We start from the raw sequence: 24924 nt of genomic DNA on the forward strand, positions 1-24924 counted from the left end.
ATTCATGGTATGGGGCCGCACGCGCGCGCGTGGAAAAATGTTTCCATTTTGTTCAGGGATGCCCTTCCTGGACGAGCGCGCCCGACCCGGCCACCTGGAGAGTACCCTTGCCCAAGAAGAAACTACCGGCCCTGTTCGCCGCCGCGCTGGCCGCCATGGCCCTGGCGTCGTGCGGCGGCAGCGGCGACGACGCGGTTTCCAGCAACGAGCCGCAGCCCGGCGACACCGGGCAACGACCCAACATCCTGTTCGTCGTCATGGACGACGTCGGCATCGACCAGATGGCCTCGTTCGGCTATGGCGGCGCCACCGGCCCCCGCATGCCCAACATGGATGCCATCGCGGCCGCGGGCGTGCGCTTCCGCAATACCTGGTCGATGCCGGAATGCTCGCCGGGACGGGCTTCGTTCTTCGTGGGCCGCTATCCGTTCCGCACCGGCATCTACCAGGCGATCGGGCCGAACGATCTGGCCAACGCCCAGGTCTCGCCCTACGACGTGACCGTTCCCAAGCTGCTCAAGCAGGCCAACTACGAAAGCGCGATGTTCGGCAAGTTCCACCTGGCCGGACCCGAGAACAACCAGGCAGGCGTCTCGACTCCGCGCGAGCTGGGCTGGGACCACTTCTACGGCTGGATCGGCGGGCTGCCCGGCTCGATCGACACCACGGCCGGCGGCGTGGGCGCCGAAAAGCAATACGTATGCGGCTTCGTTCCCGGCCCCCTGGCCGGCCACACCGGCGGCACCGACGCCGGCGCCTGCTACCACCCCGACAACAGCTGCACCCAGGTTTCCCGCACCTCGCCCGCGCAGGACGCGGCCGGCCTGCAATGCCTGGAATCGGGCGGCATCTTCGTGCCCGGCGAGACCTGCGGCCCGACCGCGCCGGCGTCGCTGGACTTCAACCGCGAGAACGCCTATTACGTTTCGCCGCTGGTCATCATCGACGGCGACCACACCGAAGAGGTGCCGCTGAGCGATCCGCGCGCCCGCGGCTACCGGACCCGTATCGAAACCGACGCCGCCATCGACTGGATCAAGTCGCGTGCCTCGTCCGACCGGCCCTGGATGGCGACGGTAAGCTACAGCGCCGCCCATACGCCGTGGCAGCAGCCGCCGGCCAGCCTCACCCCCGGCACGGGCGGCCCCGCCACCGACGGCTGGGATTGCAACGGCTCGGTGCAGGGCCGCCTGATCCAGGACCAGATGACCGAGGCGATGGACACCGAATTCGGCCGGCTGCTGGTCGAGACCGGGCTGGCCACCCGCGGCGACGACGGCAAGCTGGTCTACGACCCCAAGGCCGGCAACACCGTCATCGTGATCGTGGGCGACAACGGCACGCTGGGCTCGGCGGTCAAGCTGCCGTTCAGCGGCTCGCAGGCCAAGGGCACCGCCTACCAGACCGGCGTGTGGGATCCGCTGATCATCGCCGGGCCGCAGGTGGCGCAGCCCGACCGCGACGTGGACCACATGGTCAACATGGTTGACCTGTTCCAGTTCTTCGGCGAGCTGGCCGGCGTCGACGCCCACCAGGCCGTGCCGCGCACGATCGACTCGGTGGCCCTGCTGCCCTACCTGACCAATCCCGGCCAGGCCAGCCTGCGCACCGTCAACTTCACGATGGGCGGCTTCAACCAGCAGGCGGGCGGCGCGCGCAACGCCCCCTGCGTGATCAGCACCAGCTGCACGCAGATCCCGGTGTCCAAGAGCGTATGCGAAGACAACCAGGGCGTATGGTGGGGACCGGGCTACGACGACCCGTCGGTGATCGACAACGGCGGCGCCGGGTACACGAGCTGCGCCGCGGTGGACCAGGCGCTGTCCAAGGACGGCCAGGCGCAGGTCGACATCCTGCCCGAGATCTCGCTGGCCATCCGCAACGACCGCTACAAGCTCGTCCGCAACACCCGGCAGACCTACGACGCCGGCACCGACACGATCGGCTCCAGCGTGACCGAGGAACTGTACGAGGTGGACCAGTCCGCGCCGACGCCGCTGCTCGATACGCCCGACCGCAACCTGATGCCGCCTTCGACCTCCGACGCCCAGGCCGCCTACGACGACCTGAAGGGCAAGCTGGACGACCTGCTGGCGTCCGAGCCCAACTGCCCGGGCGACGGCAACAAGGACGGCATGGTCGACGGCCAGGACATGTCGAACGTGCAGAAGATCATGCAGGACTGGGGCCTGTCGAGCGTCTACGATTTCATGGTCGGCGGCGTGCTCGACGGCCTGACCAACGGCACCGACCAGAACATCGTGAACCAGAACCAGGGCGTGAAATGCCCTCAGACCCATGGCGTCTACTGACAGCAAACCCGCCCGCCGCCGCCTGCTGCTCGGCGGCGCCGCGCTCGGCACCCTGGCCGCCGGCGGCGCGGCCGGCTGGCTCGCATGGCCGCGGCAGCGGCAGCCGGCCAAGCCCACCATCATCCTCGGCGACGGCGTCTCCTCGCCCAAGGGCATGGCCTGGATCCCGGGCGGCACCTTCCAGATGGGCAGCGACAGCAAGCTGGCCCAGCTGAACGAAAAGCCCGCGCATCCGGTCCACGTGGGCGGCTTCTGGATGGACACCACCCACGTCACCAACGACGAATTCGCCCGCTTCGTGATCCAGACCGGGTACGTCACCACCGCCGAACGCAAGCCCGACTGGGCCACGGTCAGCGTGCAGCTGCCGCCGGGCACGCCGCGCCCGCCCGACGACGTGCTGGTGCCGGGCGCGATGGTCTTCGTCGGCACCCACGCGCCGGTCGATCTCAACGACTACGCGCAATGGTGGCGCTACGTGCCGGGCGCCGACTGGCGCCACCCGCAAGGCCCCGCCAGCTCGATCGACGGCAAGGGCGACCACCCGGTGGTGCAGGTCAGCTACGAAGACGTGCAGGCCTACGCCCGATGGGCGGGCAAGCGCATGCCGACCGAGGCCGAATGGGAATTCGCCGCGCGCGGCGGGCTGGACCAGGCCACCTACGCCTGGGGCAACGACTTGCTGCCCGACGGCAAGCAGCAGGCCAACTACTGGGATACGCGCCAGCAGCCCTTCCCGGTGATCAACCCCAAGGCGGGCGGCGCCACCGGCACCATGCCGGCCGGCACCTTTCCCGCCAACGGCTACGGCCTGTTCGACATGACGGGCAACGCCTGGCAATGGGTGGCCGACTGGTACCGCGCCGACTACTTCCTGCGACAGGCGCAGGCCGCCAAAGGCACCATCGACAATCCCAAGGGCCCGGCCGATTCGTTCGACCCGTCGGAGCCCGGCGTGCCGGCCAACGCGCCCAAGCGCGTCATCCGCGGCGGCTCGTTCCTGTGCAACGAGAACTACTGCCTGTCGTACCGCCCCAGCGCCCGGCGCGGCTCCGACCCGTACAGCCCGATGTCGCACGTGGGCTTTCGCCTCGTGAAGGACGCGCCGCCTCCCGCCCAGGCGGCCTAGGACCGCACCGAGGCGATCCAATCGCGGAACGCCCGCAGCGGCTTCTGCTCGGCGCGGCTTTTTTCGTAGACCAGGTAGTACCCGAGGCCGGTCTTCACCGGCTCGGGAAAGGGCGTGACCAGGCCTGCCGCCGCCAGGCTGCCTTTCAGGTACGTGGTCTGCGAGACGGCCACGCCCAGTCCTTTCTGGGCGGCCTGGTAGACCAGCGCCGCCATCGCGAACCGCGTGCCGCGGGCGCCCAGTTCCGGGTCCAGCCCATGGGCCTTCAGCCAGATGGGCCAGACTTCCGGGCGGATTGTCGAGTGCAACAGATGTTCGGCCGCGACGTCGGCCGGCGTGTGCAGCCGCCTGGCGATCTCCGGCGTGCAGACCAGCACGTTCTCGTCGGGATAGATGAGGTCGGCGACGCCGTCTTCCCATTGCCCCGTGCCGATGCGGACCACCAGATCGGCCTGGTCCAGCATGCAGTCCCCCGCGTTCAGGAAGGTCGAGATATCCAGCTGGATCTGGGGATGCAGCGCATAGAACGACGTGAGCCGCGGCAGCAGCCAGTAGATCGCCATCGTGGGCTGCAGTTTGACGCGCAACGAGTTGGACGACGCCCTCCGGGCCAGGTCGTCGACCGCCCGCAGCAATTGATGAAACGACGCCTCCGTCTGCACCGACAGCGTGTGGCCCTCTTCGGTAAGGACCAGGCGGCCGCCGGTGCGGTGGAACAGATCGGTACCGATCAAATGTTCGAGCTGGCGCAGTTGCTGGCTGACCGCGCCGGCCGTCACATTCAGTTCCGCCGCGGCCTTGGTCACGCTCTGGAGACGCGCGACGGAAATGAACACCCGCAGGCCCAGCAACAGGGATTTGCTCAATCTCATCAAGGAATCCACACCAAGAATCGCGGCCGCCGCAGGCGTTTAGCCGCACTGAATGGTTTTTTAGAAATAATTGATCGTTTTTGCGCGTGACGCAAACCTATCATCACGATTGCGTGCCTTCACCGGCACGGCGATTCATAACAACGAGACGAGATAGGCCTGCCGACATGAACGCTCACCTCCCCTCCCAGACCGTACCGGCGCGGCGACGCGCCCGCCTGTTCCTGTGCGCCGCCTTGCTGCTCCCGGCGCCGGGGCTGCTGCACGCGCAGCTGGCCCCGGATCGCGTCATCCGGCTGGTGATTCCATTCGCCGTGGGCAGCAGCACCGACGCGGTCAGCCGCATCATCGCGCCGGAGCTGGGCAAGCGGCTGGCAGCGACGGTCATCGTCGACAACCGCGCCGGCGCCAACGGCGCCATCGGCGCCGTCACGGTGGCGAAGGCCGCGCCCGACGGCCTGACCTTCCTGGTCGGCGGCGCCAGCGTCAACGTCATCAATCCCGCGCTGTACAGGTCGCTGCCCTACGATCCGGTCGCAGACCTGATGCCCGTGGCGCGCATCGGCATGTCGCCGATGATGCTGCTGGCGCATCCCAGCCTGCCCTTCAAGGACGTGGCCGGACTGATCGACTACGCGCACAAGCATCCGGGCAAGCTGGCCTACGGCACGCCCAACAGCGTCACGATGGTCGGCATGGAGAATTTCAAGATCCGCGCCGGCGTGGACATCCTGTCGGTGCCGTACAAATCGAGCCCGCAGGCCGTCACCGACCTGGTGGCCAATCAGGTCCAGGTGCTGATCTCCGAATTCGCGACGGCGATGCCGCTGGCCAAGGCGGGCAAGGCGCGCGTGATCGCGGTCACCAGCCCGGCGCCCTCGCCGATGCTGCCCGGCGTACCGACGGTCGCCGAGGTGCTCGAGGGCTTCGACGTAACCGGCTGGCTCGGCCTGTTCGCGCCGCGCGGGACATCGCCGGAAATCATTTCGCGGGTGTCGTCGGTGTTCGTGGAGGTGCTTTCGCTGCCGGAGATCAGGGAAAGGCTGAGGATACTCGGCTTCGACGCGGCGCCGCTCGACAGCGCGGCCTTCGGACCCTATTTCACATCGCAACTGAACGGATGGAAGAAACTGGTCCACGACGCCGGGATCCAGCCCGAATGAACGTGTCGCGCTTCAGCGCCCACAACGCCGAACTGGGCGAAAGCCCCCGCTGGAACGGCAGCGAGCACGCCCTGTATTGGGTCGACGTCGTCGGGCGCACGCTGCATCGGCGCACGCCGGGCCGGGACGACGAAACGAGGTGGCCGCTGCCCGGCCTGCCGGGCGCGCTGGCGTTCAGGCGCGCGGGCGGACTGCTGCTGGCCCTGCGCAACGGCATCGTGCTGAGCAACGCGCCCGGCCAGCCGTGGCGCGCCGTCGACCTGCCCGGGATCGATTTCGCCCGCGAGCGGATCAACGATGGCGCGACCGACAGCCTGGGACGTTTCTGGTTCGGGACGTTCTCGCCGCAGCTGGCGCCCGGCCGCGGCTCTCTGTATCGCCTCGATCCCGACCTGAGGCTGTACCGGATGGACAGCGGCTTTTCGATGTCCAACGGCATCGCCTTCAGCCCGGACGAGCGCTCCATGTACTTCGCCGACACCCATGGCGGCCGCATCTGGCGCTACGACTTCGACGCCGCCGCCGGAACGGTCTCGGCGCGCGAGCCGTTCGTCGATTACCAGGAGCGCCACGGCCTGCCTGACGGCTGCTGCATCGATACGCTGGGCCGGCTGTGGGTGGCCGAGGTGGGCGGTGCGCGGGTGGCGTGCTATGCCGCGCACGGCGATCCGGCCCGCGCGCCCGAAATCGCGATCGACCTGCCCGTATCCAAGCCGACGGCCGTGGCGTTCGGCGGCGACGGCCTGTCGACGCTATTCATCGCCACGCAGTGGCGCGGCCTGCCGGCGGCCGAACGTAAACGCCAGCCGCTGGCCGGCGCCTGCCTGGCCGTCCTCGGACCGGCCCGCGGCATCCCCCCGCATCCCTTTGCAGCTTGAAAAGAAGGAAGCAAGATCATGGCACTACCCGAGGCCCGCACCCTGCCGCGCCTGCTCGATGAAATGGCCGGGCGCTTTCCGGATCGCAATTTCGTCACCGACGGCGAGCGGCGCGTGTCGTACGCCGAATTCCGCCTGCAGGTCCGCGCGCTGGCCAAGAGCTTTCATGCGCTGGGCGTGCGCAAGAACGACAAAGTCGCGCTTCTATTGGGCAACCAGCTCGAATGGCTGCAGGTCTATTTCGCCGTGGCCGCGCTGGGCGCGGTGCTGGTTGCGGTCAATACCTGGTGGCGGCGCAGCGAGCTCCGCCACGCATTGGCGATCACCGACAGCACGGTGCTGGTCATGGCCGACCGCTTCGGCAGCTGCGACTACACCGCCGAGCTGGCCGCGATCGGCGACCTGGCGACCGAACTCCCGGCCCTCCGCCACATCGTTTGCCTGGGCGAGGACCCGCCCCCGGCCGCCCTCTCGTTCCAGGCGCTGCGGCAGCTCGGCGCAAACGTCGATGACCGCGACATCGATGCGGCCGGCAACGCCGTCCGGCCGGACGACGTGGCGCTGATCGTATTCACCTCCGGGTCCACCGGCCGGTCGAAGGCGGCGATGCTGGCGCACCGTGGCCTGATAGAAAATCCCTGCCATATCGGCGAACGCATGCACGTGACCGAGCACGACCGCCTGCTGCTGGTGCTGTCGCTGTTCTGGAGCGCCTCGGCATGCAATGCGCTGTTCAACCTCATGACCCACGGCGGCTCCGTCGTCCTGGCCCGCCGTTTCGACGCCGGCGCCATCCTGAAGCAGATCCAGGACGAGCGCTGCACCGTGTTCTATACCTTGCCGAACATCGTGCATGCGCTCTACCAGCATCCCGACCGGGGGCGCTACGACCTGTCCAGCCTGCGCACCGGCATCTGCCGCGCCGAAGTGGTCCACCTGCTGGCGGAAATGGGCGCGCAGGAATATTGCACCACCTACGGGCTGACCGAGGCCTACGGCAACAGCTGCGTGGCCGATGGCCGCCTGCCGCTGGAATTCCGCCGCGCCGGCGCGGGCTTTCCGCTGCCGGGCACGGAACTGCAGATCGTCGACCCGGCCACCCGCCGGCCGGTGCCGCCGGGCATGGCCGGGGAAGTCCGGCTGCGCGGCTACGTCATGGCCGGGTACTACAACGATCCCGAGCGCACGCGCGAGGCCATCGACGACGAAGGCTGGCTGTACACCGGCGATCTGGCGATTCTCGACGAGCGGGGCTTTCGCTTCCAGTGCCGGCTCAAGGAAATGATCAAGACCGGCGGCATCAACGTGACGCCCGGCGAAGTGGAAGACCTTCTGCAGGCCCATCCCGGCGTGCTGCAAGCGGTGGTGGTGGGCGTGCCCGATCCCGTGCGCGAAGAGATCGTCGCCGCGATGGTGGTGCCGCGCGACGGCCATCCGCTGACCGCGCAGGAACTGGCCGGCCATTGCCGCGCGGCGGCGGCGGCCTATAAGGTGCCGCGCTTCATCGACATCGTCGATGCCGGCGCCATGCCGTTGACCGATACCGGCAAGGTGAGCAAGCGCCACGTGCAAGAACGCCTGGCGCGCAAGTACCTCGAGGCGGACGCACGATGAGGCAGGTCGCGCTGGTGGCCGCCCATGCGACGCGGCAGGGCCTGCATCCCGGGAAGACCGCCTGGGAACTTGGCGTCGAAGCCTTCAAGGGGGCGCTGCGGCAGGCCGGCATCGCGCGCGACGCGATCGACGGGCTGGTCACGCAGGCGGCGCAGGACGGCTCGGGCCTGATGGACTCGACGCGCTTTGGCCAGATGGTGGGGCTGAATCCCCGTACCAGCGGATCGCTCCGGTACGGCACCGCGATATTCTCGCTGGCGTACGCGGCCGCCCAGATCGCGGCCGGGCAGGCGCGGCTGGTGGCCTGCGTATATGCGACCAACCAGCGCTCCGGCGGCTACCGGTTCGGCGAGCCGCCCGATCCCTACGGCGCGCCCTATGGATTCCTGAATCCGGCCGGCTTTGCCGCGCTCGGCTTCCAGCGCTATCTGTACAAGTACGGGCGCCTGGCCGACCGCGACAAGCTGGGCGCCTTCGCGCTGGCTTCGCGCAGGCACGCCCGGCTGAATCCGATCGCCTTCCGGCGCGAGCCGATGGCATGGGAGGACTATCTGCAGGACCGATGGATCGTCTGGCCGCTGCGGCGCTCGGACATCTGCCTGATCACCGACGGCGCCGTCTGCATCCTCGTGGCCGAGGCCGGCCTGGCCGAGACCCTGGTCGAGCGCCCGGTCTATGTGCGAGGCATGGCCCGGCAGGATGCCTTGCGCCTGCTGGAAAACGACGACCACCTGCTGATTCCCCACATGAAGGACACCGCGCGCCGGTTGCGCGCGGCCACGGGGTTCGGCTGCCGGGACATCGACGCCCTGTACATCCAGGACGCGCACGCGGCGGTGGTGCCGGCCACGCTGGAGAACTACGGATTCTGCGCGCCCGGCGAAGCGCTGGATTTCATCCAGGACGGCCGCATCGAGATCGGCGGCGAGCTGCCGGTCAACAGCAATGGCGGGCAGCTATCCGAAGGCTACATGGTCGGCTGGCTGCATCACCACGAACTGTTCCACCAGCTGCGCGGCGAATGCGGCGAACGCCAGATCGAGAACTGCAACGTGGCGCAATTCTGCGCGACAGGCGGCTTTCGCGAGCTGACGGCCGCCGCGATCTATTCGAACTCCAGGCACTAGACGATGGCGACTTCCCAACCCCGTACCGACACATTCAACCAGCCCTACTGGGCTGCCTTGCGCGAAGGCAGGCTGTGCATGCCGCGCTGCCGCCAATGCCACCGGCTCCAGTATCCGATGGGGCCGTGCTGCTCGAACTGCCTGTCGGCGGACTTCGACTGGGTCGCGCTGAGCGGCCGCGGCAGGGTCCACGCCTATGCCGTCTACCACCACGCCTTCCATCCTTCGTTCCGCGACCGGCTGCCGTACAACGTGGCCGAGGTCCTGCTCGAGGAAGGCGTCAAGGTCATTTCCAACATCGTGGGCATCGCGCACGACGCGATCCGCAACGACATGCCCGTGCGCGCCCGTTTCGACCCGGTCGACGAAGATCTGACCCTGTTGCGTTTCGAACCCGCGGCGGACGGCTAGCCGCGCCGTGCCCCGGCGCGGCCGCCTTCAGCGGTGGCGCGGCCTGAGCGACTCGCCCGCCGACCACGCCGCGATGCCGATCGCCAGGCCGGCGGCGTGGCCGAGCGCGATGTGCAGCGCGCTGTCGAACAGCTGCGGCGCCAGCAGCCCGGAGATCAGCGCGAACACCATCATCTGCGTGAAGCCCTGCATCGCCGCGGCCAGGCCGCGCATGTCGCTGAACACGCTGAGCGACAGCACCGTCATGCCCGGCGCCGCCAGCGACATGCCGAAGGTGAACACGAACATGGGCATCACCGCGTAGGGCAGCCGCACGTCGGCCAGCGCGGAGTAGGCCACGTTGATGGCCACCGCGCAGACCATGATCGCGAAGCCGGCGCGGATCAGCCGGTCGGGGCCGACGCGGCCCGACAGCCTTCCCGCCACCGCCGAGCCCGACATGATTCCCGACACCAGCGGGATGAACAGCCACGCGAAGGCGGTGGGCGGCTGGTGCAGGATGTTCATCATGAAGGCCGGCGCCGACCCCACGTACAGCCCCACCCCGCTGAAGACGAAGGCGTAGCCGATCACCCGCAGCATGAAGCGCGGCTCCGACAGCAGGCGGCGGTAGCTGGCCGCGATCGGCCCGGGCCGGAACGGCATGCGCTGCTCGGGCGGCAGGGTCTCGGCCAGCACCGCGCGGCTGGTGAACCACATGGCCGCCGCGAACAGGGCCAGAAAGGCGAACACCCAGCGCCAGCCCAGGGTGGCCTCCAGCCAGCCGCCGATGATAGGCGCCAGCGCCGGCGCCACGCCGAACACCATCGTGATCATCGCCATCATCCGCTGCGCCTCGTGGCCGCGGAAGCGGTCCTGCACCATGGCGCGGGCGATGATCGTGCCGGCGCCGCCGCACAGGCCCTGCAGCGCGCGCACCACGATCAGCGGCACCACCCCCGGCGCCAGCGCCGCCGCCACCGAGGCGATGCAGTACAGCGCCAGCGACACCAGCACCACCGGCCGGCGGCCGTAGGAATCGGACAGCGTGCCGTAGAACAGCATCATCACGCTCATGCCGCCCACGTAGAAGCTCAGCGTCTGCTGCACCAGCAGGTCGGTGGCGCCGAATTCGCGCGCGATGGCGGGGATGGAAGGCAGGTAGGCGTCGATGCCGAGGGGACCGACCATCGTCAGCAGCGCCAGGACGACGGTCAACGCGAAATGAGGCATGAGGGGGCTCAAGGATCAATCGGACATTCTACCGGCGGCGGGGTGACGCATAAGCGACGGCGCGGCGCTGCCCCCGTCCCGACGGCGCCCGGTTGCCTCCGGTCACAAGATGACGGCCACGCCGGTGGAAGGGCCTTCCGCCGCGGCGTACACTGCGTGCTTCGTCGAGGCCATGCGCATTGCCATGGCCTTTTTCGCATCCGCCTTGGGGTTTTCCACCAGCCCAGGCGCCGGGCGCTTGAAAGCCTAATATGCGACCCCTATAATTAGCACTCGATTGCCGAGAGTGCTAACAACGGCCCCCAGGGCCGACCGTTCCAGCGCTCCGCAAACCGGCATGCGGCGTCCGCGCCCTGCCCCCACTTGTCGACCTCCATCTGAATATCAGGAGTTTGTAATGGCCCTCCGTCCTCTGAACGATCGCGTGATCGTCAAACGCCTGGACAACGAGCGCAAGACCGCTTCAGGCATCGTCATCCCCGACAGCGCTGCCGAAAAGCCCGATCAAGGTGAAATCCTGGCCGTCGGCCCCGGCAAGAAGACCGAAGACGGCAAAGTCGTGCCGGTCGACGTCAAGGTCGGCGACAAGGTCCTGTTCGGCAAGTATGCCGGCCAGGCGGTGAAGGTCGACGGCGAAGAGCTGCTGGTCATTCGCGAAGAAGAGATCCTGGCGGTGATCCAGTAAGGCCGGCGCGCCGGACCGCACTGTTCCCGATCCCCCGCATCTCGCAAACACAATCCAAGGATATCTCATGGCTGCCAAACAAGTTGTCTTCGGCGACGACGCCCGCGCCCGCATCGTTCGCGGCGTCAACGTTCTCGCCAACGCCGTCAAGGTCACGCTCGGTCCCAAGGGCCGCAACGTCGTGCTCGAGCGCTCCTTCGGCGCCCCCACCGTCACCAAGGACGGCGTGTCGGTCGCGAAGGAAATCGAACTGAAGGACAAGTTCGAGAACCTGGGCGCCCAGCTCGTCAAGGAAGTCGCCTCCAAGACCAGCGACAACGCCGGCGACGGCACCACCACCGCCACCGTGCTGGCCCAGGCCATCGTGCTGGAAGGCCTGAAGTACGTCACCGCCGGCCTGAACCCGATGGACCTCAAGCGCGGCATCGACAAGGCCGTTGCCGCCGCCATCGAAGAGCTGAAGAAGATCAGCAAGCCCTGCACCACCAGCAAGGAAATCGCCCAGGTCGGCTCGATCTCGGCCAATAGCGACGCCTCGATCGGCCAGATCATCGCCGACGCGATGGACAAGGTCGGCAAGGAAGGCGTCATCACCGTCGAAGACGGCAAGTCGCTCGAAAACGAACTCGACGTGGTCGAGGGCATGCAGTTCGACCGCGGCTACCTGTCGCCCTACTTCATCAACAACCCCGACAAGCAGGTCGCCGCGCTGGACGACCCGTACGTCCTGATCCACGACAAGAAGATCAGCAACATCCGCGAACTGCTGCCGGTGCTGGAACAGGTCGCCAAGTCGAGCCGTCCGCTGCTGATCATCGCCGAAGACGTCGAAGGCGAAGCGCTGGCCACCCTGGTGGTCAACAACATCCGCGGCATCCTGAAGACCACCGCCGTCAAGGCCCCGGGCTTCGGCGATCGCCGCAAGGCCCTGCTGGAAGACATCGCCATCCTGACCGGCGGCACCGTGATCTCGGAAGAGACCGGCCTGTCGCTGGAAAAGGCCACGCTGCAGGAGCTGGGCCAGGCCAAGCGCATCGAAGTGGCCAAGGAAAACACCACGATCATCGACGGCGCCGGCGACAGCAAGGCGATCGAAGCTCGCGTCAAGCAGATCCGCGTGCAGATCGAGGAAGCCACCTCCGACTACGACCGTGAAAAGCTGCAGGAACGCGTGGCCAAGCTGGCCGGCGGCGTGGCGGTGATCAAGGTCGGCGCGGCCACCGAAGTCGAAATGAAGGAAAAGAAGGCCCGCGTCGAAGACGCCCTGCACGCCACGCGCGCTGCGGTGGAAGAAGGCGTGGTGCCCGGCGGCGGCGTGGCGCTGATCCGCGCCAAGCAGGCCATCGCCGGCCTGAAGGGCGACAACGCCGACCAGGACGCCGGCATCAAGATCGTGCTGCGCGCGATCGAAGAGCCGCTGCGCACCATCGTCGGCAACGCCGGCGACGAGCCCAGCGTGATCGTCAACGCCGTCGTGGCCGGCAAGGGCAACTACGGCTACAACGCCGCCACCGGCGAATACGGCGACATGGTCGAATCCGGCGTGCTGGATCCCACCAAGGTCACCCGCACCGCGCTGCAGAACGCCGCGTCGGTCGCCGCGCTGCTGCTGACCACCGAATCGACCGTGGTCGAAGTGGTGGAAGACAAGCCGGCTGCCGCGCCTGGCGGCGGCATGGGTGGCATGGGCGGCATGGGCGGCATGGATTTCTGATCCCGCCTCTCCCGCGTCCCGGCCCCGGCCGGGACATGTTTTGCGAAACCCGCGTGGCGCTTGCGCCCGCGGGTTTTTTCATGGCAGCCTCAACCCACCCGGTAATCCGCTAGAGGCTACGCCGAAAACCTGATATAGCAGGCTCATCAATAATTTAATTTAGGCGAGCTTGGCACAGGCAATGACGATTTCGAATACCAAACTCCCGATCAACCTCGACGACCTGCTGCGCCAGCGTACGGTCGAGGGCGAACGCATCGAATACAAGGCTGGGTGGAATCCGGACGCGATTACCCGCACGCTGTGCGCATTCGCCAATGACTTCGAGAATCTTGGCGGTGGCTACGTGGTGATCGGGCAGGACTGCGATGACTACGGCCGGCCCATGTTCCCTCCGATCGGCCTGCCCGGCAACCAGCTCGACAAGATCCAGCGCGAACTGCTGGCGCACTGCCAGTTGATCCAACCACCGTACTTTCCCGTGCTGAGCCTTGAAGTCATCGATGGCCGCAACCTGATCGTGCTGTGGGCGCCCGGTGGACAGACCCGCCCCTACAAGGCACCGGAAGCAGTCACGGCGAAGAACAAGGTTTGGAAGTATTTCATTCGCCGATACAGCAGCACGGTCGAGGCCAAAGGCGATACCGAACAGGAACTGCTGAGCTTGGCTGCCAAGGTACCGTTCGATGACCGCTTCAACCAGTCGGCGCGGGTCGATGACCTAACCAAGCCCTTGATGCAGGAATTCCTGGAGGAAGTAGGCAGCGCGCTGGCGACGGATGCACCACACCTCTCCACCGAGACGCTGGGGCGACAGATGAACGTGGCGGGCGGCCCCGTCGAATCGCCATGGCCTAAGAACGTAGGGCTACTGTTCTTCACCGAAACACCGGAACGATTTTTCCCCGGCGTGCAGATCGACGTGGTCTGGTTGCCCGAAGGCGCAGGCGGCAACCGCTTTGACGAAAAAATCTTCAAGGGGCCATTGGCGCGAATGACGCGCGAGGCCTTGAGGTACATCCAGCGCAACTACCTGCACGAAACGGTAATCAAGCATCCTGACCGGGCCGAGGCCACGCGGGTCTGGAACTTCCCTTACGCCGCAATTGAGGAGGCCGTAGTCAATGCGGTCTATCATCGTTCCTACGAGGAACGCGAGCCCATCGAGGTCCGCATCAGCCACGATGAGCTGGCTGTCCTCAGTTTCCCCGGCCCGGATCGGTCGATCCGGATGGAGGATCTGAAAGCGGGCCGGGCTGTGAGCCGTCGTTATCGCAACCGGCGCATCGGCGAATTCCTGAAGGAACTGGAAATGACCGAGGGTCGATCCACGGGCATTCCGAAAATCCTGAAGGAAATGGCGGCCAACGGCTCACCTCCCCCATTGTTCGAGACGGACGACGACCGGCTTTCGTTCGTCATCCGACTGCCGCGCCATCCGCTAGTGCTCGTTCCGAAGACAGACGTCGAGGAAGTCACCCCGGAAGTCACCCCGGAAGTCACCCCGGAAGTCGCAAGAGTGGTTCGCGCACTACGAACAGCATTGTCCAGGCAGGAACTACAGGGTGCACTGGGTCTGAGGGATGGCGAGCATTTCCGCAAAGCATACCTATTGCCAGCCCTTGCGTCGGGACTGGTGGAAATGACTCAGCCCGAAAAACCACGCAGTAGCAAGCAGCGTTACCGACTGACGAATGTCGGTCGACGCTGGCTGAAACTGCAACCCGGTGACAACTCGGTCTGAATCCCTGGATCCACAACAGACATTTTAACGGTCCAGCCAAAATATGTCGGAGGGTTTGCGCCTATCATACGGCGCGACAGTGTATTACCTATATTAATAATACCTGCCGGTGCTATCAGCAGGTGTTATAGCAGGCCTCGCACGCGTCGCAACGAAGCACGTCACCTTTCGGAAACCAGGAGGAGATGATGAAGAGAAGGACTCTGTTGCGCGCCGGCCTGTACGGATGCGCCTCTGCCGCGCTGTCGCGCGGCGCCGCGGCCGCCTCGGCCGGCCGCTACCCCGAGCATGCGGTGCGCATGATCCTGCCGTTCCCGCCCGGCGGCGCCATCGACCAGATGGCGCGGGTGGCTTCGCAGATGCTGGGCACGCAGCTGCGCCAACCGTTCGCGGTCGAGAGCATGCCCGGCGCGGGCGGCATCATCGGCACCTCGTTCGTGGTGCATGCCCCCGCCGACGGCTACACGCTGCTGGCGGCATCGGCGTCGGCGATCACCATCGCGCCGTTCATGCGGGCCTCGCTGCCCTACGACCCGAGCACCGACCTGCAGCCCATCGTCATGCTGGGCGACAGCCCGATCGCGGTGGTGGTGCGCCAGGAGTCGCCGTTCAAGACGCTGCAGCAGCTGATCGACGCCGCCAAGGCCAGCCCCGGCAAGCTGACGTTCGGCTCGGCCGGCCACGGCACTGCCGCCCACCTCGGCGGCGAACTGTTCAAGTGGCGGGCCGGCGTGGACCTGCTGCACGTGCCCTACCAGGGCGTCTCCCCCGCGCAGGTGGACCTGCTCGGCGGCCGGGTCGACATGATGTTCGTCAACTACACCGTGGTGCACCCGCAGGTGCAGGCCGGCAAGCTGCGCGTGCTGGCGATCGCGGCCACCGAGCGCATGGCCGGCCAGCCGGACTTCCCGACCGCGGCCGAGCTGGGCGTCTCCGGCTACGTGGCCGGCAACTGGAACGGCCTGATGGCGCCGGCCAGGACGCCGCGGCCCATCGTCGACCGGCTCAACGGCATCGTGGTGGAGGGCTTCAAGGATCCGCAGCTGCTGGCGCGGATGACCGACATGGGCATGGTGCCGGTGACCGGCACGCCCGACGACTTCGCCGCCCGCATCCGGCAGGAAGTGGCGCAGATGAAGACGCTCATCCCGGCCGCCGGCATCAAGCCGGAATAGCGGCCGGCCGGCGCCGCTAGGGAAATCTCCAATACTGGAGGCGGTTTTCGCCCCCCTACGATGGTAGCCCCCACGCCGGGGGCGGGCCACACCACAGCAGACGATGATAGACATCAGGCAACTCCGTTACTTCGCCCAGATCGTCGAAAGCGGCAGTCTCGCCCGCGCTTCGCGCCAGCTGTCCGTGGTGCAGCCCGCGCTCAGCCAGCAGATCGCCAAGCTCGAGGAAGACATCGGCCGGCCGCTGCTGGTGCGCTCGTCGCGCGGCGTCACGCCCACCCAGAACGGCACCGCGCTCTACCATCACGCCAAGTTCGTGCTGCGGCAGCTCGACCAGGCCGTCGCGGTGGCCCGGCAGGACCGGGCGGCCCTGACGGGCTGCGTGAGCGTGGGGCTGGCCCCGACCACCAACTGCCAGCTCGGCCTGCCGCTGCTGCAGCACATGCGGCAGCGGCTGCCGGGGGTGATGGTCAACGTGATCGAGGGCATGAGCATCCACCTGGAGCAGATGGCCCACGCCGGCGAACTCGACCTCGCCATCCTGTTCCGCCGCAAGGCGGCCGGCGAGCTGGATTTCGAGCCGCTGCTGGAAGAGGAATTGTTCGTCATCCTGCCGGCCGACAGCCCGCTGGTGCCGCCCGGGGCGGCTTCGCTCACGCTGGCGCAGGCCGCGCGCCTGCCGCTGATCATGCCGAGCACCGACCACGGCCTGCGGCGCCGCATCATGGCCGAGTTCGACCATGCGAACGTGCCGTTCGACGCCGCCGCCGAGGTGGACTCGCTGCCCCTGCTGATGCGCTGCCTGGCCGACGGCATGGGCGCCACGATCAAGCCGATGGCCGCCATCCACTCGTGGCGCGAGCCCGAATACTGGCGCGTGCTGCCGATCGCCGACGCGCGCATGCACCGGCTCAACCTGCTGTATTCGCTGCCCGACGAGAAGCTCTCGCCGTGCGCGGCGGCCGTGCGCGACGAACTGCGGCTGCTGGTGCGCGAGCTGGTCGCGTCGGGACGCTGGGACGGCGTGCGGGTGCCCGGGCACGAGCCCTGCCCCGGCGAGCCGGCCCAGGCCGAGGCGGCCGACGCCGGCTGAGCGTTCCGCCCCCGCACGCTATCAGTTCCCGCTATAGCCGCCGTCGGAATTGATTAATTTCGCACCGTGCGCGCGATACCTAGAATGGGGTGAGGCCCACCCCTACGCGCTTGCGCGCGCCCCTCGAGGGGCGGCACGGGCGGACCGGCGGAGCCGGATCCGCCGTGCCCTGAATGGGTTGCGGCAGTTCCATGAGGCCCGGAAAGTGGGCGGCGCCATGGATAACCACACGGAGAGAGGCTGACATGCCCCACGGCGAACCACGGGTCATTCTGGTCGTGCCGAGCAACAACACGACGATGGAACCCGAGATCCGGGCCTATTGCCCCGCCATCGCCGAGCTGGCCGTGGCCCGGGTGCCGCGGCCGCCGCGCCCGCTGCAGGTCGACGACCTGCCGCAATACCGCGAAAGCACGATCGGCGCGGTCAGGCCGCTGATCGGCGACGGCGCCGCGCTGGTCATCTACGGCTGCACCTCGGCCGGCTTCCTGGCCGGACCTGCGGGCGACGCGGCCTTCGTCGAAACGCTTTCCGACCTGGTGGGGGCGCCCACGGTGAGCACCTCCACCGCCATCCTGGCGGCGCTGGCCGAGGCCGGCATCGATCGCGTCGACGTCGTGTCGCCCTACCTGGACTGGAAGAACGACATGCTGCGCGCCTTTCTTTCCGGATCGGGCATCCGGGTCGACCGGCTGCAATCGTTCGGCGCGCAGAATCCGACCGAACTGGGCCGGATCACTTCGGAGCAGGTGCTGCAGAAATGCCTGGACACCGCGTCGCCGGACGGCCGCGCGCTGTTCATCGCCTGCTCGCAGCTGCCGACGCGCGACATCATCCCGGTCCTCGCGCAGCGGCTGGACCGCCCGGTGTGGTCCTCGGTCAAGGCCGCCGGCTGGCAGGCCATGCAATGGCTGCTGGCCGGCGCAGGGTCCGCGGCGCGCGGCACGCAGGCCGCCAGCCCGCACTAGGACACCGGAAAACAAGAGCCGTCCATCGGCGCAAGGAGACAATCATCGACGCTTCGCCACCTCGACCGGGGGCGGGAAACCGCCGCCCCGCCAGCCTCGGCACATTCGTCAGCAAGGCCGCCCGCCCCTTGCTTGCCATTGCGATGGCGGCCACGGGCGCCGCGGCACTGGCGCAATCCGCGGCCCGCTACCCCAGCCAGCCCGTCACCATCGTGGTCCCGTTCGCCGCCGGCTCCGCGGCCGACGGCATGACCCGGCTGTGCGCGCAGGAACTGACCCGCAAGCTGGGCCAGTCCTTCGTGGTCGAGAACATCGGCGGCGCCAGCGGCACCATCGGCACCGACAAGGTCGCGCGCTCGGCGCCGGACGGCTACAACCTGGTCATCGCCTCCGGCGCGACCGTGACCGTGGCGCCGTACCTGTTCCCCAACCTGCCCTACGACCCCAAACGGCTGGTGCCGGTCAGCACGATGGGCGACAGCCCGATCGTGGTCGCCGTGCCGGCCAAGTCGCCGATCCGCTCGCTGGCCGAGCTGGTGGCCGCGGCCAGGGCCGCGCCCGGCAAGCTGAGCTTCGGCTCCGGCGGCAGCGGATCGGCCGCGCACATCGCCGCCGAGGTGTTCCAGTGGAAGACCGGCACCCGCTTCACCCATGTGCCCTACCGCGGCGTCGCGGCCTCGGTGCCCGACCTCGCCGCCGGCCGGCTCGACGCGCTGTTCGTCAGCTATCCAGCGGTGCGGCCGATGACCCAGGCCGGCTCGATCCGCGTGCTCGCGGTGGCGTCGGAGAAGCGTTCCGACATGGTCGGCATGCAGGTTCCCACCGCCGCCGAGGCCGGCGTGAAAGACTATGTGCAGAGCGCCTGGAACGGCCTGATGGGCCCGGCCGGACTGCCCGACGAAATCGTCTCCAAACTCAATGCCGCGCTGAACGAGATCCTGCGCGACCCGGCCATCGTCAAGCGCCTGGCCGGCATGGGCATGACGCCGATCCCCGGCACGCCGGCCGAATTCGCCAAACGGATCGACGACGAGACGGGCGAAATGCAGGCCCTGACCAAGATCACCAACATCTCCGCCAACTGACGCCCGAGGAATGGCCGTGACCGAGCCCACCGATAACCGAGCGAAGCTGGGTGCCATCTGCGACACCCACATCCACATCTTCGAATCGCGCGAACGCTATCCGCTCAAGGCCGGCGAGCTGCGCTCGCAGCCGCCCGACGCGCCGCTGTCGCGCTTCCTGCAGGCAAGCGAACCCGAGGGCGTGCGGCGCGTGGCGTTCGACCAGCCCAGCCACTACGGCTACGACAACAGCTGCATCCTCGACGCGGTGGCCACGCTCGGCCAGGACCGCGCGCGCGCCATCGTGGCGATCGACGAGAACACGGTCACCGATGCCGAGCTCGACGCGCTGCACGCGCGCGGGGCGCGGGCCATCCGGGTCAACTACGGCTACCGCTCGACCGATCCCGACATCACGCGGCGCGCCGCCGAGCACGCCCGCAAGCTGGCCGCGCGCGCGGCCGAGCGCGGCTGGCACCTGGAATTCCTGGTGCCGAACCGGACCCTGCGCGACCTGCTGCCGACGCTGGCCGAACTGCCCTGCGATTTCTCGGTCGGCCACATGGGCGTGTTCCCGGCCGCCCAGGGCGTGGAGCAGGACGGCTTCGCCGATTTCCTGCGCCTGCACGCCCAGGGCCGCTGCTGGGTCAAGTTCACCGGCGTCTACCGCATCTCCAAGGCGCCCGGCTTCGCCGACATCGCGCCGCTGGCGCGCGCCTTCGTGCAGAACAATCCCGAGCGCATCGTCTGGGGCAGCGACTGGCCCTTCCTCTCGCACCTGGACCTGGTCAGCTATCCGCAACTGCTGTCCCTGTTCGAAAGCTGGGTGCCCGACGCCGCCACCCGGCGCAAGATCCTGGTCGACAACCCGAGCCGACTGTTCGGCTTCTAGGAAACGCACATCATGAAAGAGAATCGCATCCGCCGCATCCTGCGCGAAGGCGGCAGCCCGCTCGGCATGCAGATCATGGAGGTGGGCACGCGCGGCGTGGCCAAGATCCTCGAATACGGCGACGTCGACTACGTCATCATCGACATGGAGCACAGCGGCTTCGGCATCGAGCGCGTGGCCGACCTGATCGCGTGGTTCAAGGCCACCGACATCGCGCCCATCGTGCGCGTGCCCGAGAACCTGTACCACTACCTGGCCGGCGTGCTGGACGCCGGCGCCGCCGGCGTGCAGGTGGCCAACATCGACACCGCCGAACAGGCGCGCCAGATCGTCCAGGCCGTCAAGTACGCGCCGCTGGGCAGCCGCGGGCTGGGGCTGACCGCCGCGCACAGCGACTTCCGCACGCCCAAGGCCGACGACTACCTGCCGTTCATGAACCGGCAGACCGTCATCATCACGCAGATCGAGACCCGCGAGGGCCTGAAGAACTGCGACGAGATCGCCGCGGTCGAGGGCATCGACGTGCTGGCCGTCGGCGCCAACGACATGACCTTCTCGCTGGGCATCCAGGGCCAGTACGACCATCCGCTGCTGCGCGACGCGATGGAGCAGGTCATCGCCGCCTGCGAACGGCACGGCAAATTCGGCAAGTGCCATCCGCACAGCCAGGCGCAGATCGCCGAGTTCGCGCGCCTGGGCTACCGGCTGTTCATGGGCAACAGCGACGTTTCGCTGCTGCGCCAGGGGATCAAGAAAAGCATGGACAACCTGCGCGCCGAACTGGCGCCGTTCGCCAAGAGCGCCGCGGCGGCCGGCGGCTAGACGGCACCGGCGCCGCTCCGCGCGTCAATGGTTTGACGCGCAGGCGGCGCGACCCTGCGGCAGGTCCCGCATGCCGTTCAGCACGAGCGCATAGTGCCGTCCGACGGGGCTGCCCTGTTCGGCGGCGCGCTCGGCCCAATGCGCGGCCTCGCAAGGATCGGCCCGCAACCCGCGTCCATACAGCGCGGGGCCCGCCAGCAGGACGCCGGCAAGCAATTCCTGCGCCTCCGGCTCGCCGGCGCCGGCGGCCCGGCGCAGGAAGGAAAGCATCGCGGGATAGTCGCGCACCGTCCGGGCTTCCAGCGCCAGTTGGTAAAGCTGCTCTGGCGTCGCCCCGCCGCCCTGCTCGGCTCGTGCCGATGCCGATGCCGATGCCGTGCCCTGCGCGGCCTGCGCCGGCGCCGCGCCAGGCAGGAACAGGGCCGCGGCCAGCAGCCACGCCGGGCGACAGGCCGTCTTTCGGTTGCGGAAAACGGTGCTCATGAAACCCTCCTTGGCGGGCAATGGACGGCAACGCGTCATGTCGGCATTGGAGCGTCGCGGGCGCTTTGGCACAATGTGGATTTCTGCGCTCAAGCCTTCGGATTCGCCGAAGGCTTGCGGCGCGCGGTGGCGCCATGCGGCTCGATCTTGCAGACCTTCGCCTGTTTCTTTGCATCGTCGATGCGGGCAGCATCACGCAGGGCGCCGCACGCGCCAACCTGGCGCTGGCCTCGGCCAGCGAACGCCTGCGCAGCATCGAGGCCGACGCCGGCGTGCGGTTGCTCGAACGCCACGCGCGGGGCGTGGCCGCCACCGAGGCCGGCGAGGCCCTGGCCCACCACGCGCGCCTGATGCTGCGCCAGCAGGCCGTGCTCAAGGGCGAGCTGCGCGAGTTCGCCGCCGGCGGGCGCGGCACCGTCCACCTGTACGCCAACACCGCGGCGCTGACCGGATTCCTTCCGGGCAGGCTGGCTCCCTGGCTGGCCAGCCGCCCGCGCGTACAGGTCGAACTCAAGGAACGCACCAGCGAGGAAATCGTGCGGCTGATCGCCGCCGGGCTGGCCGAGGCCGGGATCGTGGCCGACGCGGTCGACGCCCATGGGCTGCATCTGCAGCCGGTGGCCAAGGACCACCTGGTGCTGATCGTGCCCGCCGGCCACCGGTTCGCGCAGGCTGGCGCCATCCGCTTCGCCGCCGTCCTGGACCAGCCGTTCGTCGGGCTCGAGCCCGGCAGCGCGCTGCAAGACTACATCGGCGGCCATGCCCGCGCGGCCGGCCGCGAACTGGCGCTGCGCATCCGCATGAAGACCTTCGAGGGGCTGTGCAACATGGTGTCGCACGGCATCGGCATCGCCGTCGTCCCACAGGCCATCGCCGGCCGCCATCGGCGGCGCGGCGCCTACCAGACCGTGGCGCTGGAGGAAAGCTGGGCCCGGCGGCGCCTGTGCCTGTGCTTCCGGGACTGGGCCGGGCTGTCGGCGCCCGTCCGGAGCCTGTTCACGCACCTGGGCGCCCAGGTATAGACCAAATAAATAATACCCGGATGATATTGACTGGCCGCATTTTATCCGGGTATTATTTAGCGTCTTGCTTCTGGATCTCGTCATGAACACCGCCAACCCCGCTTCCTACACCAGCTTCGATGGCCACCGGCGCATCGCCGCCGGATCCATCCAGGCCAACGCGCTGGCCGTGAAACAGGCTCGCGCGCGCGGCGCAGCCGGCCCGGTGCTCGTGTTCGACGACGCCACCGGGCGGTCGGTCGACATCGATACGCGCGGCTCCGACGAAGATGTCCTGGCGCGACTGGCCGAGGCCGGCGCCGGCTCCGCACCGGCCGAAACGCCGGAACCTGCCGAGGCGCGCGGCCGGGGCCGCCCGAAACTTGGCGTGGTACCGCGCGAAGTGACCCTGCTGCCCAGGCACTGGGAATGGCTCGCCGGCCAGCCGGGAGGCGCATCGGTCACCTTGAGAAAGCTGGTGGAAGAGGCCCGGCGCGCCGGCGGCGAGAAAGACCGGCTGCGCCAGGCGCAGGAACGGGCCTACCACTTCATGCTTGCCATCGCCGGCGACCTGCCCGGCTTCGAGGAGGCGACACGCGCGCTGTTCGCCAACGACGAACCCCGCTTTCGCGCGCAGGTGGCCGGGTGGCCGGCCGATGTCCGCGACCACGCCGCCAGGCTGGCATTCGGCGGCGCTGCCCACGCCGAGGCCGGCCGCGGGAGCCGCGCGCCGGAAAGCGGCGTCGCCGCCTAGCGACAGGCGCGGCGGGGCTTTTGCGTTCCTCCCGCGGATGGGCTAAATTTTGCACGACCGCTCCGGGCGCAAGCCGGGGGCGGCTACTTCAGACGCAAGGTTATGCTTCAAGAATACGTGCCGGAACCACGTAGCTCCGCCTTGCCAGAATGGGCGCCGATCCCATGAGCCTTTCCTCTGCCGGCTGCTAGGCCCATCGCCGCCCAGGCTGCGGCCGCGCCGGCCGCCGACGCCACCGCCCGTTCCGGGCGGTCTTCCTGACGACGACGGTTCCTGCATCGCCCTCGCCCGCCGCCACGCCCGCCGAAGGGTTAGCATCCGTACCCGGCGACGTGCGCCGGCCCGGCAGACAAGACATCCGTTCCTTCCCTGGTTCCCTCCCGCGCCGGCACCGCCGCGCGGGCGCGCGCTTTTTCCGCGCGCGTTTCCGCTTCACCGGAGTATCGACATGGTTTCATTGATCGCGGGCCTGACGATTCTGATCGTCGGCGACAGCCACCTCGCCACCGCCAGCTACCTGATCGGCTCGCTGCACGACGACCTGCTGCGGCAGGGCGCCAAGGCGGTCCACACCATCGGCGTCTGCGGCACCACGCCCGGCCAATGGCTGGCGGCCACGCCCGGCCCCTGCGGCGGCGCCGAGCGCATCGGCAAGGCCAAGGCCGTGGTCAAGACGGAGGGGGCCGCCACCGTGCCCATTTCCGACCTGATCGCCGCCGACCGGCCCGACCTGGTCGTGCTGGTGTTCGGCGACACCATGGCCGCCTATGGCCAGCCCGACTTCCCCAAGACCTGGGCCTGGCAGCAGACCACCTCGCTGGTGGGCGCGGTGGCCGCCGCCGGCGCCAAGTGCGCGTGGGTCGGCCCGGCCTGGGGCACGGAAGGCGGCCAGTACGGCAAGAGCTACGCCCGCGTGCAGCTGATGTCGAAGTTCCTGGCCGTCAACGTCTCGCCCTGCCGCTACATCGATTCGCTGCAATTCTCCAAGCCTGGCCAGTGGGCCACGGTGGACGGCCAGCATTTCCGGCCGGCCGGCTACAAGGCCTGGGGCGACGCCATCGCCAAGGCGCTGGCCACGGCGCCGGCCGCGGGCGCGCATCGGTGAGCGGCAGGATGAACGCCTTCATCCAGTTCGCCGGCCTGCTCGCTGCGCTGGCTCTGCCGGCGGCGGCGCCTGGCGCCGACATTCCGCTCTATCCCTCCGGCCCGGCCCAGGATTCCGCCTTCGTCCGCTTCGTCAACGCCGGGAGCGGCCCGCTGCAGGTCCAGGCCGCCGGCGGCGCGGCGCTGACGCTGCCGGCGGACGCGCCCGCCTCGCGCTTCCTGCCGGTTGCCGCCGGCCGGCCGATAAGCGGCACGCTGGCGCTGGGCGGGCGGCACACGCCGGTCTCCGTCACGGTGCGGCCGGGCGAATTCGCCACCGTGCTCGCGCTGCCGGCCGCGGGCGCGAACGCCACCGCCGTGATCAAGGAATCGCCGGACGACTTCAACGCCATGCGCGCGTCGCTGGCGCTCTACAACGCCGATCCCGGCTGCGCGCCGGCCGGCCTGCGCAGCGCCGGCCGCAGCGTGGAAATATTCGCCGGCGTGGCCGCGGGACAGGCCCGGCGCCGCCCGATCAATCCGGTCGCGCTGACGGTAGAGATCACCTGCGGCGGCAAGGCGCAGGGCACGCAGCTGGAGCTGGGCGCGCTGGCCGCGGGCCAGCGCTACAGCGTGTTCGCGGTGCCCGGCCCCGGCGGCACGCGCGCGCTGTTCGCCGTCGATGCGCTGGCGCGCTGAGCCGGCCGCGGCCGGGCGGCAGGGATAGC

General features: G+C 68.6%; 23 protein-coding genes. 20 read left to right on the forward strand and 3 right to left on the reverse strand.

Annotation, left to right across the window (positions count from 1 at the left end; genetic code table 11):
• Positions 1-107 precede the first annotated feature (107 nt).
• Entirely contained in the window at positions 108-2312 is a 2205-nt protein-coding gene (locus ABD927_RS07985; RefSeq protein ID WP_345248088.1) for a sulfatase-like hydrolase/transferase, read from the forward strand.
• Positions 2299-3441, forward strand: a complete 1143-nt coding sequence (locus ABD927_RS07990; protein WP_345248090.1) for a formylglycine-generating enzyme family protein — start codon at positions 2299-2301, stop codon at positions 3439-3441. Before ABD927_RS07985 ends, ABD927_RS07990 begins: the two co-directional genes overlap by 14 nt.
• Here the strand turns inward: ABD927_RS07990 and ABD927_RS07995 are convergent.
• Positions 3438-4313: a LysR substrate-binding domain-containing protein gene (locus ABD927_RS07995; RefSeq protein WP_345248092.1), complete on the reverse strand. Its 876-nt coding sequence runs from the start codon at positions 4311-4313 to the stop codon at positions 3438-3440. The genes ABD927_RS07990 and ABD927_RS07995 overlap by 4 nt on opposite strands.
• Before the next feature lie 167 nt (positions 4314-4480).
• On the opposite strand from ABD927_RS07995, the gene ABD927_RS08000 reads away from it, so the two are divergent.
• The 5 genes from ABD927_RS08000 to ABD927_RS08020 are packed head-to-tail and all read left to right on the forward strand — an operon-like array spanning position 4481 to position 9506.
• Positions 4481-5476: a Bug family tripartite tricarboxylate transporter substrate binding protein gene (locus ABD927_RS08000; RefSeq protein ID WP_345248094.1), complete on the forward strand. Its 996-nt coding sequence runs from the start codon at positions 4481-4483 to the stop codon at positions 5474-5476.
• Positions 5473-6354, forward strand: a complete 882-nt coding sequence (locus tag ABD927_RS08005) for an SMP-30/gluconolactonase/LRE family protein (protein ID WP_345248096.1) — start codon at positions 5473-5475, stop codon at positions 6352-6354. Before ABD927_RS08000 ends, ABD927_RS08005 begins: the two co-directional genes overlap by 4 nt.
• An 18-nt stretch (positions 6355-6372) precedes the next feature.
• Positions 6373-7968 carry an AMP-binding protein gene (locus ABD927_RS08010; RefSeq protein WP_345248098.1) on the forward strand — a complete coding sequence of 532 codons (1596 nt, stop codon included), beginning with the start codon at positions 6373-6375 and terminating at the stop codon, positions 7966-7968.
• Positions 7965-9095, forward strand: a complete 1131-nt coding sequence (locus tag ABD927_RS08015) for a thiolase family protein (protein WP_345248100.1) — start codon at positions 7965-7967, stop codon at positions 9093-9095. The genes ABD927_RS08010 and ABD927_RS08015 overlap by 4 nt, the downstream gene beginning before the upstream one ends.
• Positions 9096-9098: 3 nt before the next feature.
• Positions 9099-9506 carry a Zn-ribbon domain-containing OB-fold protein gene (locus ABD927_RS08020; RefSeq protein WP_345248102.1) on the forward strand — a complete coding sequence of 136 codons (408 nt, stop codon included), beginning with the start codon at positions 9099-9101 and terminating at the stop codon, positions 9504-9506.
• Positions 9507-9533: 27 nt separating this feature from the next.
• Here the strand turns inward: ABD927_RS08020 and ABD927_RS08025 are convergent, their stop codons facing one another.
• Positions 9534-10718, reverse strand: a complete 1185-nt coding sequence (locus tag ABD927_RS08025) for a multidrug effflux MFS transporter (protein WP_345248104.1) — start codon at positions 10716-10718, stop codon at positions 9534-9536.
• 397 nt (positions 10719-11115) lie between these two features.
• Between ABD927_RS08025 and groES the strand changes: the two genes are divergently transcribed.
• The 9 genes from groES to ABD927_RS08070 all read left to right on the forward strand — a co-directional run bounded on the left by groES (position 11116) and on the right by ABD927_RS08070 (position 20875).
• Positions 11116-11403 (forward strand): co-chaperone GroES, encoded by a 288-nt coding sequence (groES, locus tag ABD927_RS08030; protein WP_345248106.1) that lies wholly within the window; start codon positions 11116-11118, stop codon positions 11401-11403.
• A gap of 67 nt (positions 11404-11470) precedes the next feature.
• On the forward strand, positions 11471-13117 hold the full coding sequence (gene groL / locus ABD927_RS08035; RefSeq protein ID WP_345248108.1) for a chaperonin GroEL: 1647 nt from the start codon (positions 11471-11473) through the stop codon (positions 13115-13117).
• Between the two features lie 181 nt (positions 13118-13298).
• Positions 13299-14861 carry a Fic family protein gene (locus ABD927_RS08040; protein WP_345248110.1) on the forward strand — a complete coding sequence of 521 codons (1563 nt, stop codon included), beginning with the start codon at positions 13299-13301 and terminating at the stop codon, positions 14859-14861.
• Positions 14862-15049: 188 nt separating this feature from the next.
• A complete protein-coding gene (locus tag ABD927_RS08045; protein WP_345248112.1) occupies positions 15050-16036 on the forward strand; it encodes a Bug family tripartite tricarboxylate transporter substrate binding protein in 987 nt (328 codons plus the stop codon).
• Positions 16037-16139: 103 nt separating this feature from the next.
• On the forward strand, positions 16140-17129 hold the full coding sequence (locus ABD927_RS08050; RefSeq protein ID WP_345248114.1) for a LysR substrate-binding domain-containing protein: 990 nt from the start codon (positions 16140-16142) through the stop codon (positions 17127-17129).
• A gap of 245 nt (positions 17130-17374) precedes the next feature.
• Entirely contained in the window at positions 17375-18097 is a 723-nt protein-coding gene (locus tag ABD927_RS08055) for a maleate cis-trans isomerase family protein (RefSeq protein WP_345248116.1), read from the forward strand.
• A gap of 128 nt (positions 18098-18225) precedes the next feature.
• Complete coding sequence (locus tag ABD927_RS08060) at positions 18226-19182, forward strand: Bug family tripartite tricarboxylate transporter substrate binding protein (RefSeq protein WP_345248118.1); 957 nt, start codon at positions 18226-18228, stop codon at positions 19180-19182.
• A gap of 16 nt (positions 19183-19198) precedes the next feature.
• Positions 19199-20053 (forward strand): amidohydrolase family protein, encoded by an 855-nt coding sequence (locus tag ABD927_RS08065; protein ID WP_345248120.1) that lies wholly within the window; start codon positions 19199-19201, stop codon positions 20051-20053.
• A 12-nt stretch (positions 20054-20065) separates the two neighbouring features.
• Positions 20066-20875, forward strand: coding sequence for an HpcH/HpaI aldolase family protein (locus ABD927_RS08070; protein ID WP_345248122.1), 810 nt, complete (start codon positions 20066-20068; stop codon positions 20873-20875).
• A gap of 24 nt (positions 20876-20899) precedes the next feature.
• Here the strand turns inward: ABD927_RS08070 and ABD927_RS08075 are convergent, their stop codons facing one another.
• Positions 20900-21358 carry an SEL1-like repeat protein gene (locus ABD927_RS08075; protein ID WP_345248124.1) on the reverse strand — a complete coding sequence of 153 codons (459 nt, stop codon included), beginning with the start codon at positions 21356-21358 and terminating at the stop codon, positions 20900-20902.
• Positions 21359-21492: 134 nt separating this feature from the next.
• Between ABD927_RS08075 and ABD927_RS08080 the strand changes: the two genes are divergently transcribed.
• From ABD927_RS08080 to ABD927_RS08095, 4 genes are all read left to right on the forward strand, one after another.
• Positions 21493-22380, forward strand: coding sequence for a LysR substrate-binding domain-containing protein (locus tag ABD927_RS08080; RefSeq protein WP_345248126.1), 888 nt, complete (start codon positions 21493-21495; stop codon positions 22378-22380).
• 82 nt (positions 22381-22462) lie between these two features.
• Complete coding sequence (locus ABD927_RS08085; protein WP_345248128.1) at positions 22463-23113, forward strand: DUF2239 family protein; 651 nt, start codon at positions 22463-22465, stop codon at positions 23111-23113.
• A gap of 448 nt (positions 23114-23561) precedes the next feature.
• Positions 23562-24218, forward strand: coding sequence for an SGNH/GDSL hydrolase family protein (locus tag ABD927_RS08090; protein WP_345248130.1), 657 nt, complete (start codon positions 23562-23564; stop codon positions 24216-24218).
• An 8-nt stretch (positions 24219-24226) separates the two neighbouring features.
• Entirely contained in the window at positions 24227-24895 is a 669-nt protein-coding gene (locus ABD927_RS08095) for a cell division protein FtsQ (protein ID WP_345248132.1), read from the forward strand.
• The last annotated feature ends 29 nt before the right edge of the window (positions 24896-24924 follow it).

Origin of the sequence: Pigmentiphaga soli (assembly GCF_039541095.1) — a bacterium.
Taxonomy (GTDB): domain Bacteria; phylum Pseudomonadota; class Gammaproteobacteria; order Burkholderiales; family Burkholderiaceae_B; genus Pigmentiphaga; species Pigmentiphaga soli.

What these genes read in the sequence shown, in the direction of transcription:
- ABD927_RS08080 (WP_345248126.1), top strand. Translation starts at nt 21,493, where the DNA reads ATGCGGCTCGATCTTGCAGACCTTCGCCTGTTTCTTTGCATCGTCGAT.
- groES (WP_345248106.1), top strand. Translation starts at nt 11,116, where the DNA reads ATGGCCCTCCGTCCTCTGAACGATCGCGTGATCGTCAAACGCCTGGAC.
- ABD927_RS08005 (WP_345248096.1), top strand. Translation starts at nt 5,473, where the DNA reads ATGAACGTGTCGCGCTTCAGCGCCCACAACGCCGAACTGGGCGAAAGC.
- ABD927_RS08090 (WP_345248130.1), top strand. Translation starts at nt 23,562, where the DNA reads ATGGTTTCATTGATCGCGGGCCTGACGATTCTGATCGTCGGCGACAGC.
- ABD927_RS08055 (WP_345248116.1), top strand. Translation starts at nt 17,375, where the DNA reads ATGCCCCACGGCGAACCACGGGTCATTCTGGTCGTGCCGAGCAACAAC.
- ABD927_RS08050 (WP_345248114.1), top strand. Translation starts at nt 16,140, where the DNA reads ATGATAGACATCAGGCAACTCCGTTACTTCGCCCAGATCGTCGAAAGC.
- groL (WP_345248108.1), top strand. Translation starts at nt 11,471, where the DNA reads ATGGCTGCCAAACAAGTTGTCTTCGGCGACGACGCCCGCGCCCGCATC.
- ABD927_RS08095 (WP_345248132.1), top strand. Translation starts at nt 24,227, where the DNA reads ATGAACGCCTTCATCCAGTTCGCCGGCCTGCTCGCTGCGCTGGCTCTG.
- ABD927_RS08040 (WP_345248110.1), top strand. Translation starts at nt 13,299, where the DNA reads ATGACGATTTCGAATACCAAACTCCCGATCAACCTCGACGACCTGCTG.
- ABD927_RS08075 (WP_345248124.1), bottom strand. Translation starts at nt 21,358, where the DNA reads ATGAGCACCGTTTTCCGCAACCGAAAGACGGCCTGTCGCCCGGCGTGG.
- ABD927_RS08085 (WP_345248128.1), top strand. Translation starts at nt 22,463, where the DNA reads ATGAACACCGCCAACCCCGCTTCCTACACCAGCTTCGATGGCCACCGG.
- ABD927_RS08015 (WP_345248100.1), top strand. Translation starts at nt 7,965, where the DNA reads ATGAGGCAGGTCGCGCTGGTGGCCGCCCATGCGACGCGGCAGGGCCTG.
- ABD927_RS08000 (WP_345248094.1), top strand. Translation starts at nt 4,481, where the DNA reads ATGAACGCTCACCTCCCCTCCCAGACCGTACCGGCGCGGCGACGCGCC.
- ABD927_RS08070 (WP_345248122.1), top strand. Translation starts at nt 20,066, where the DNA reads ATGAAAGAGAATCGCATCCGCCGCATCCTGCGCGAAGGCGGCAGCCCG.
- ABD927_RS08010 (WP_345248098.1), top strand. Translation starts at nt 6,373, where the DNA reads ATGGCACTACCCGAGGCCCGCACCCTGCCGCGCCTGCTCGATGAAATG.
- ABD927_RS08025 (WP_345248104.1), bottom strand. Translation starts at nt 10,718, where the DNA reads ATGCCTCATTTCGCGTTGACCGTCGTCCTGGCGCTGCTGACGATGGTC.
- ABD927_RS07995 (WP_345248092.1), bottom strand. Translation starts at nt 4,313, where the DNA reads ATGAGATTGAGCAAATCCCTGTTGCTGGGCCTGCGGGTGTTCATTTCC.
- ABD927_RS08045 (WP_345248112.1), top strand. Translation starts at nt 15,050, where the DNA reads ATGAAGAGAAGGACTCTGTTGCGCGCCGGCCTGTACGGATGCGCCTCT.
- ABD927_RS08020 (WP_345248102.1), top strand. Translation starts at nt 9,099, where the DNA reads ATGGCGACTTCCCAACCCCGTACCGACACATTCAACCAGCCCTACTGG.
- ABD927_RS07990 (WP_345248090.1), top strand. Translation starts at nt 2,299, where the DNA reads ATGGCGTCTACTGACAGCAAACCCGCCCGCCGCCGCCTGCTGCTCGGC.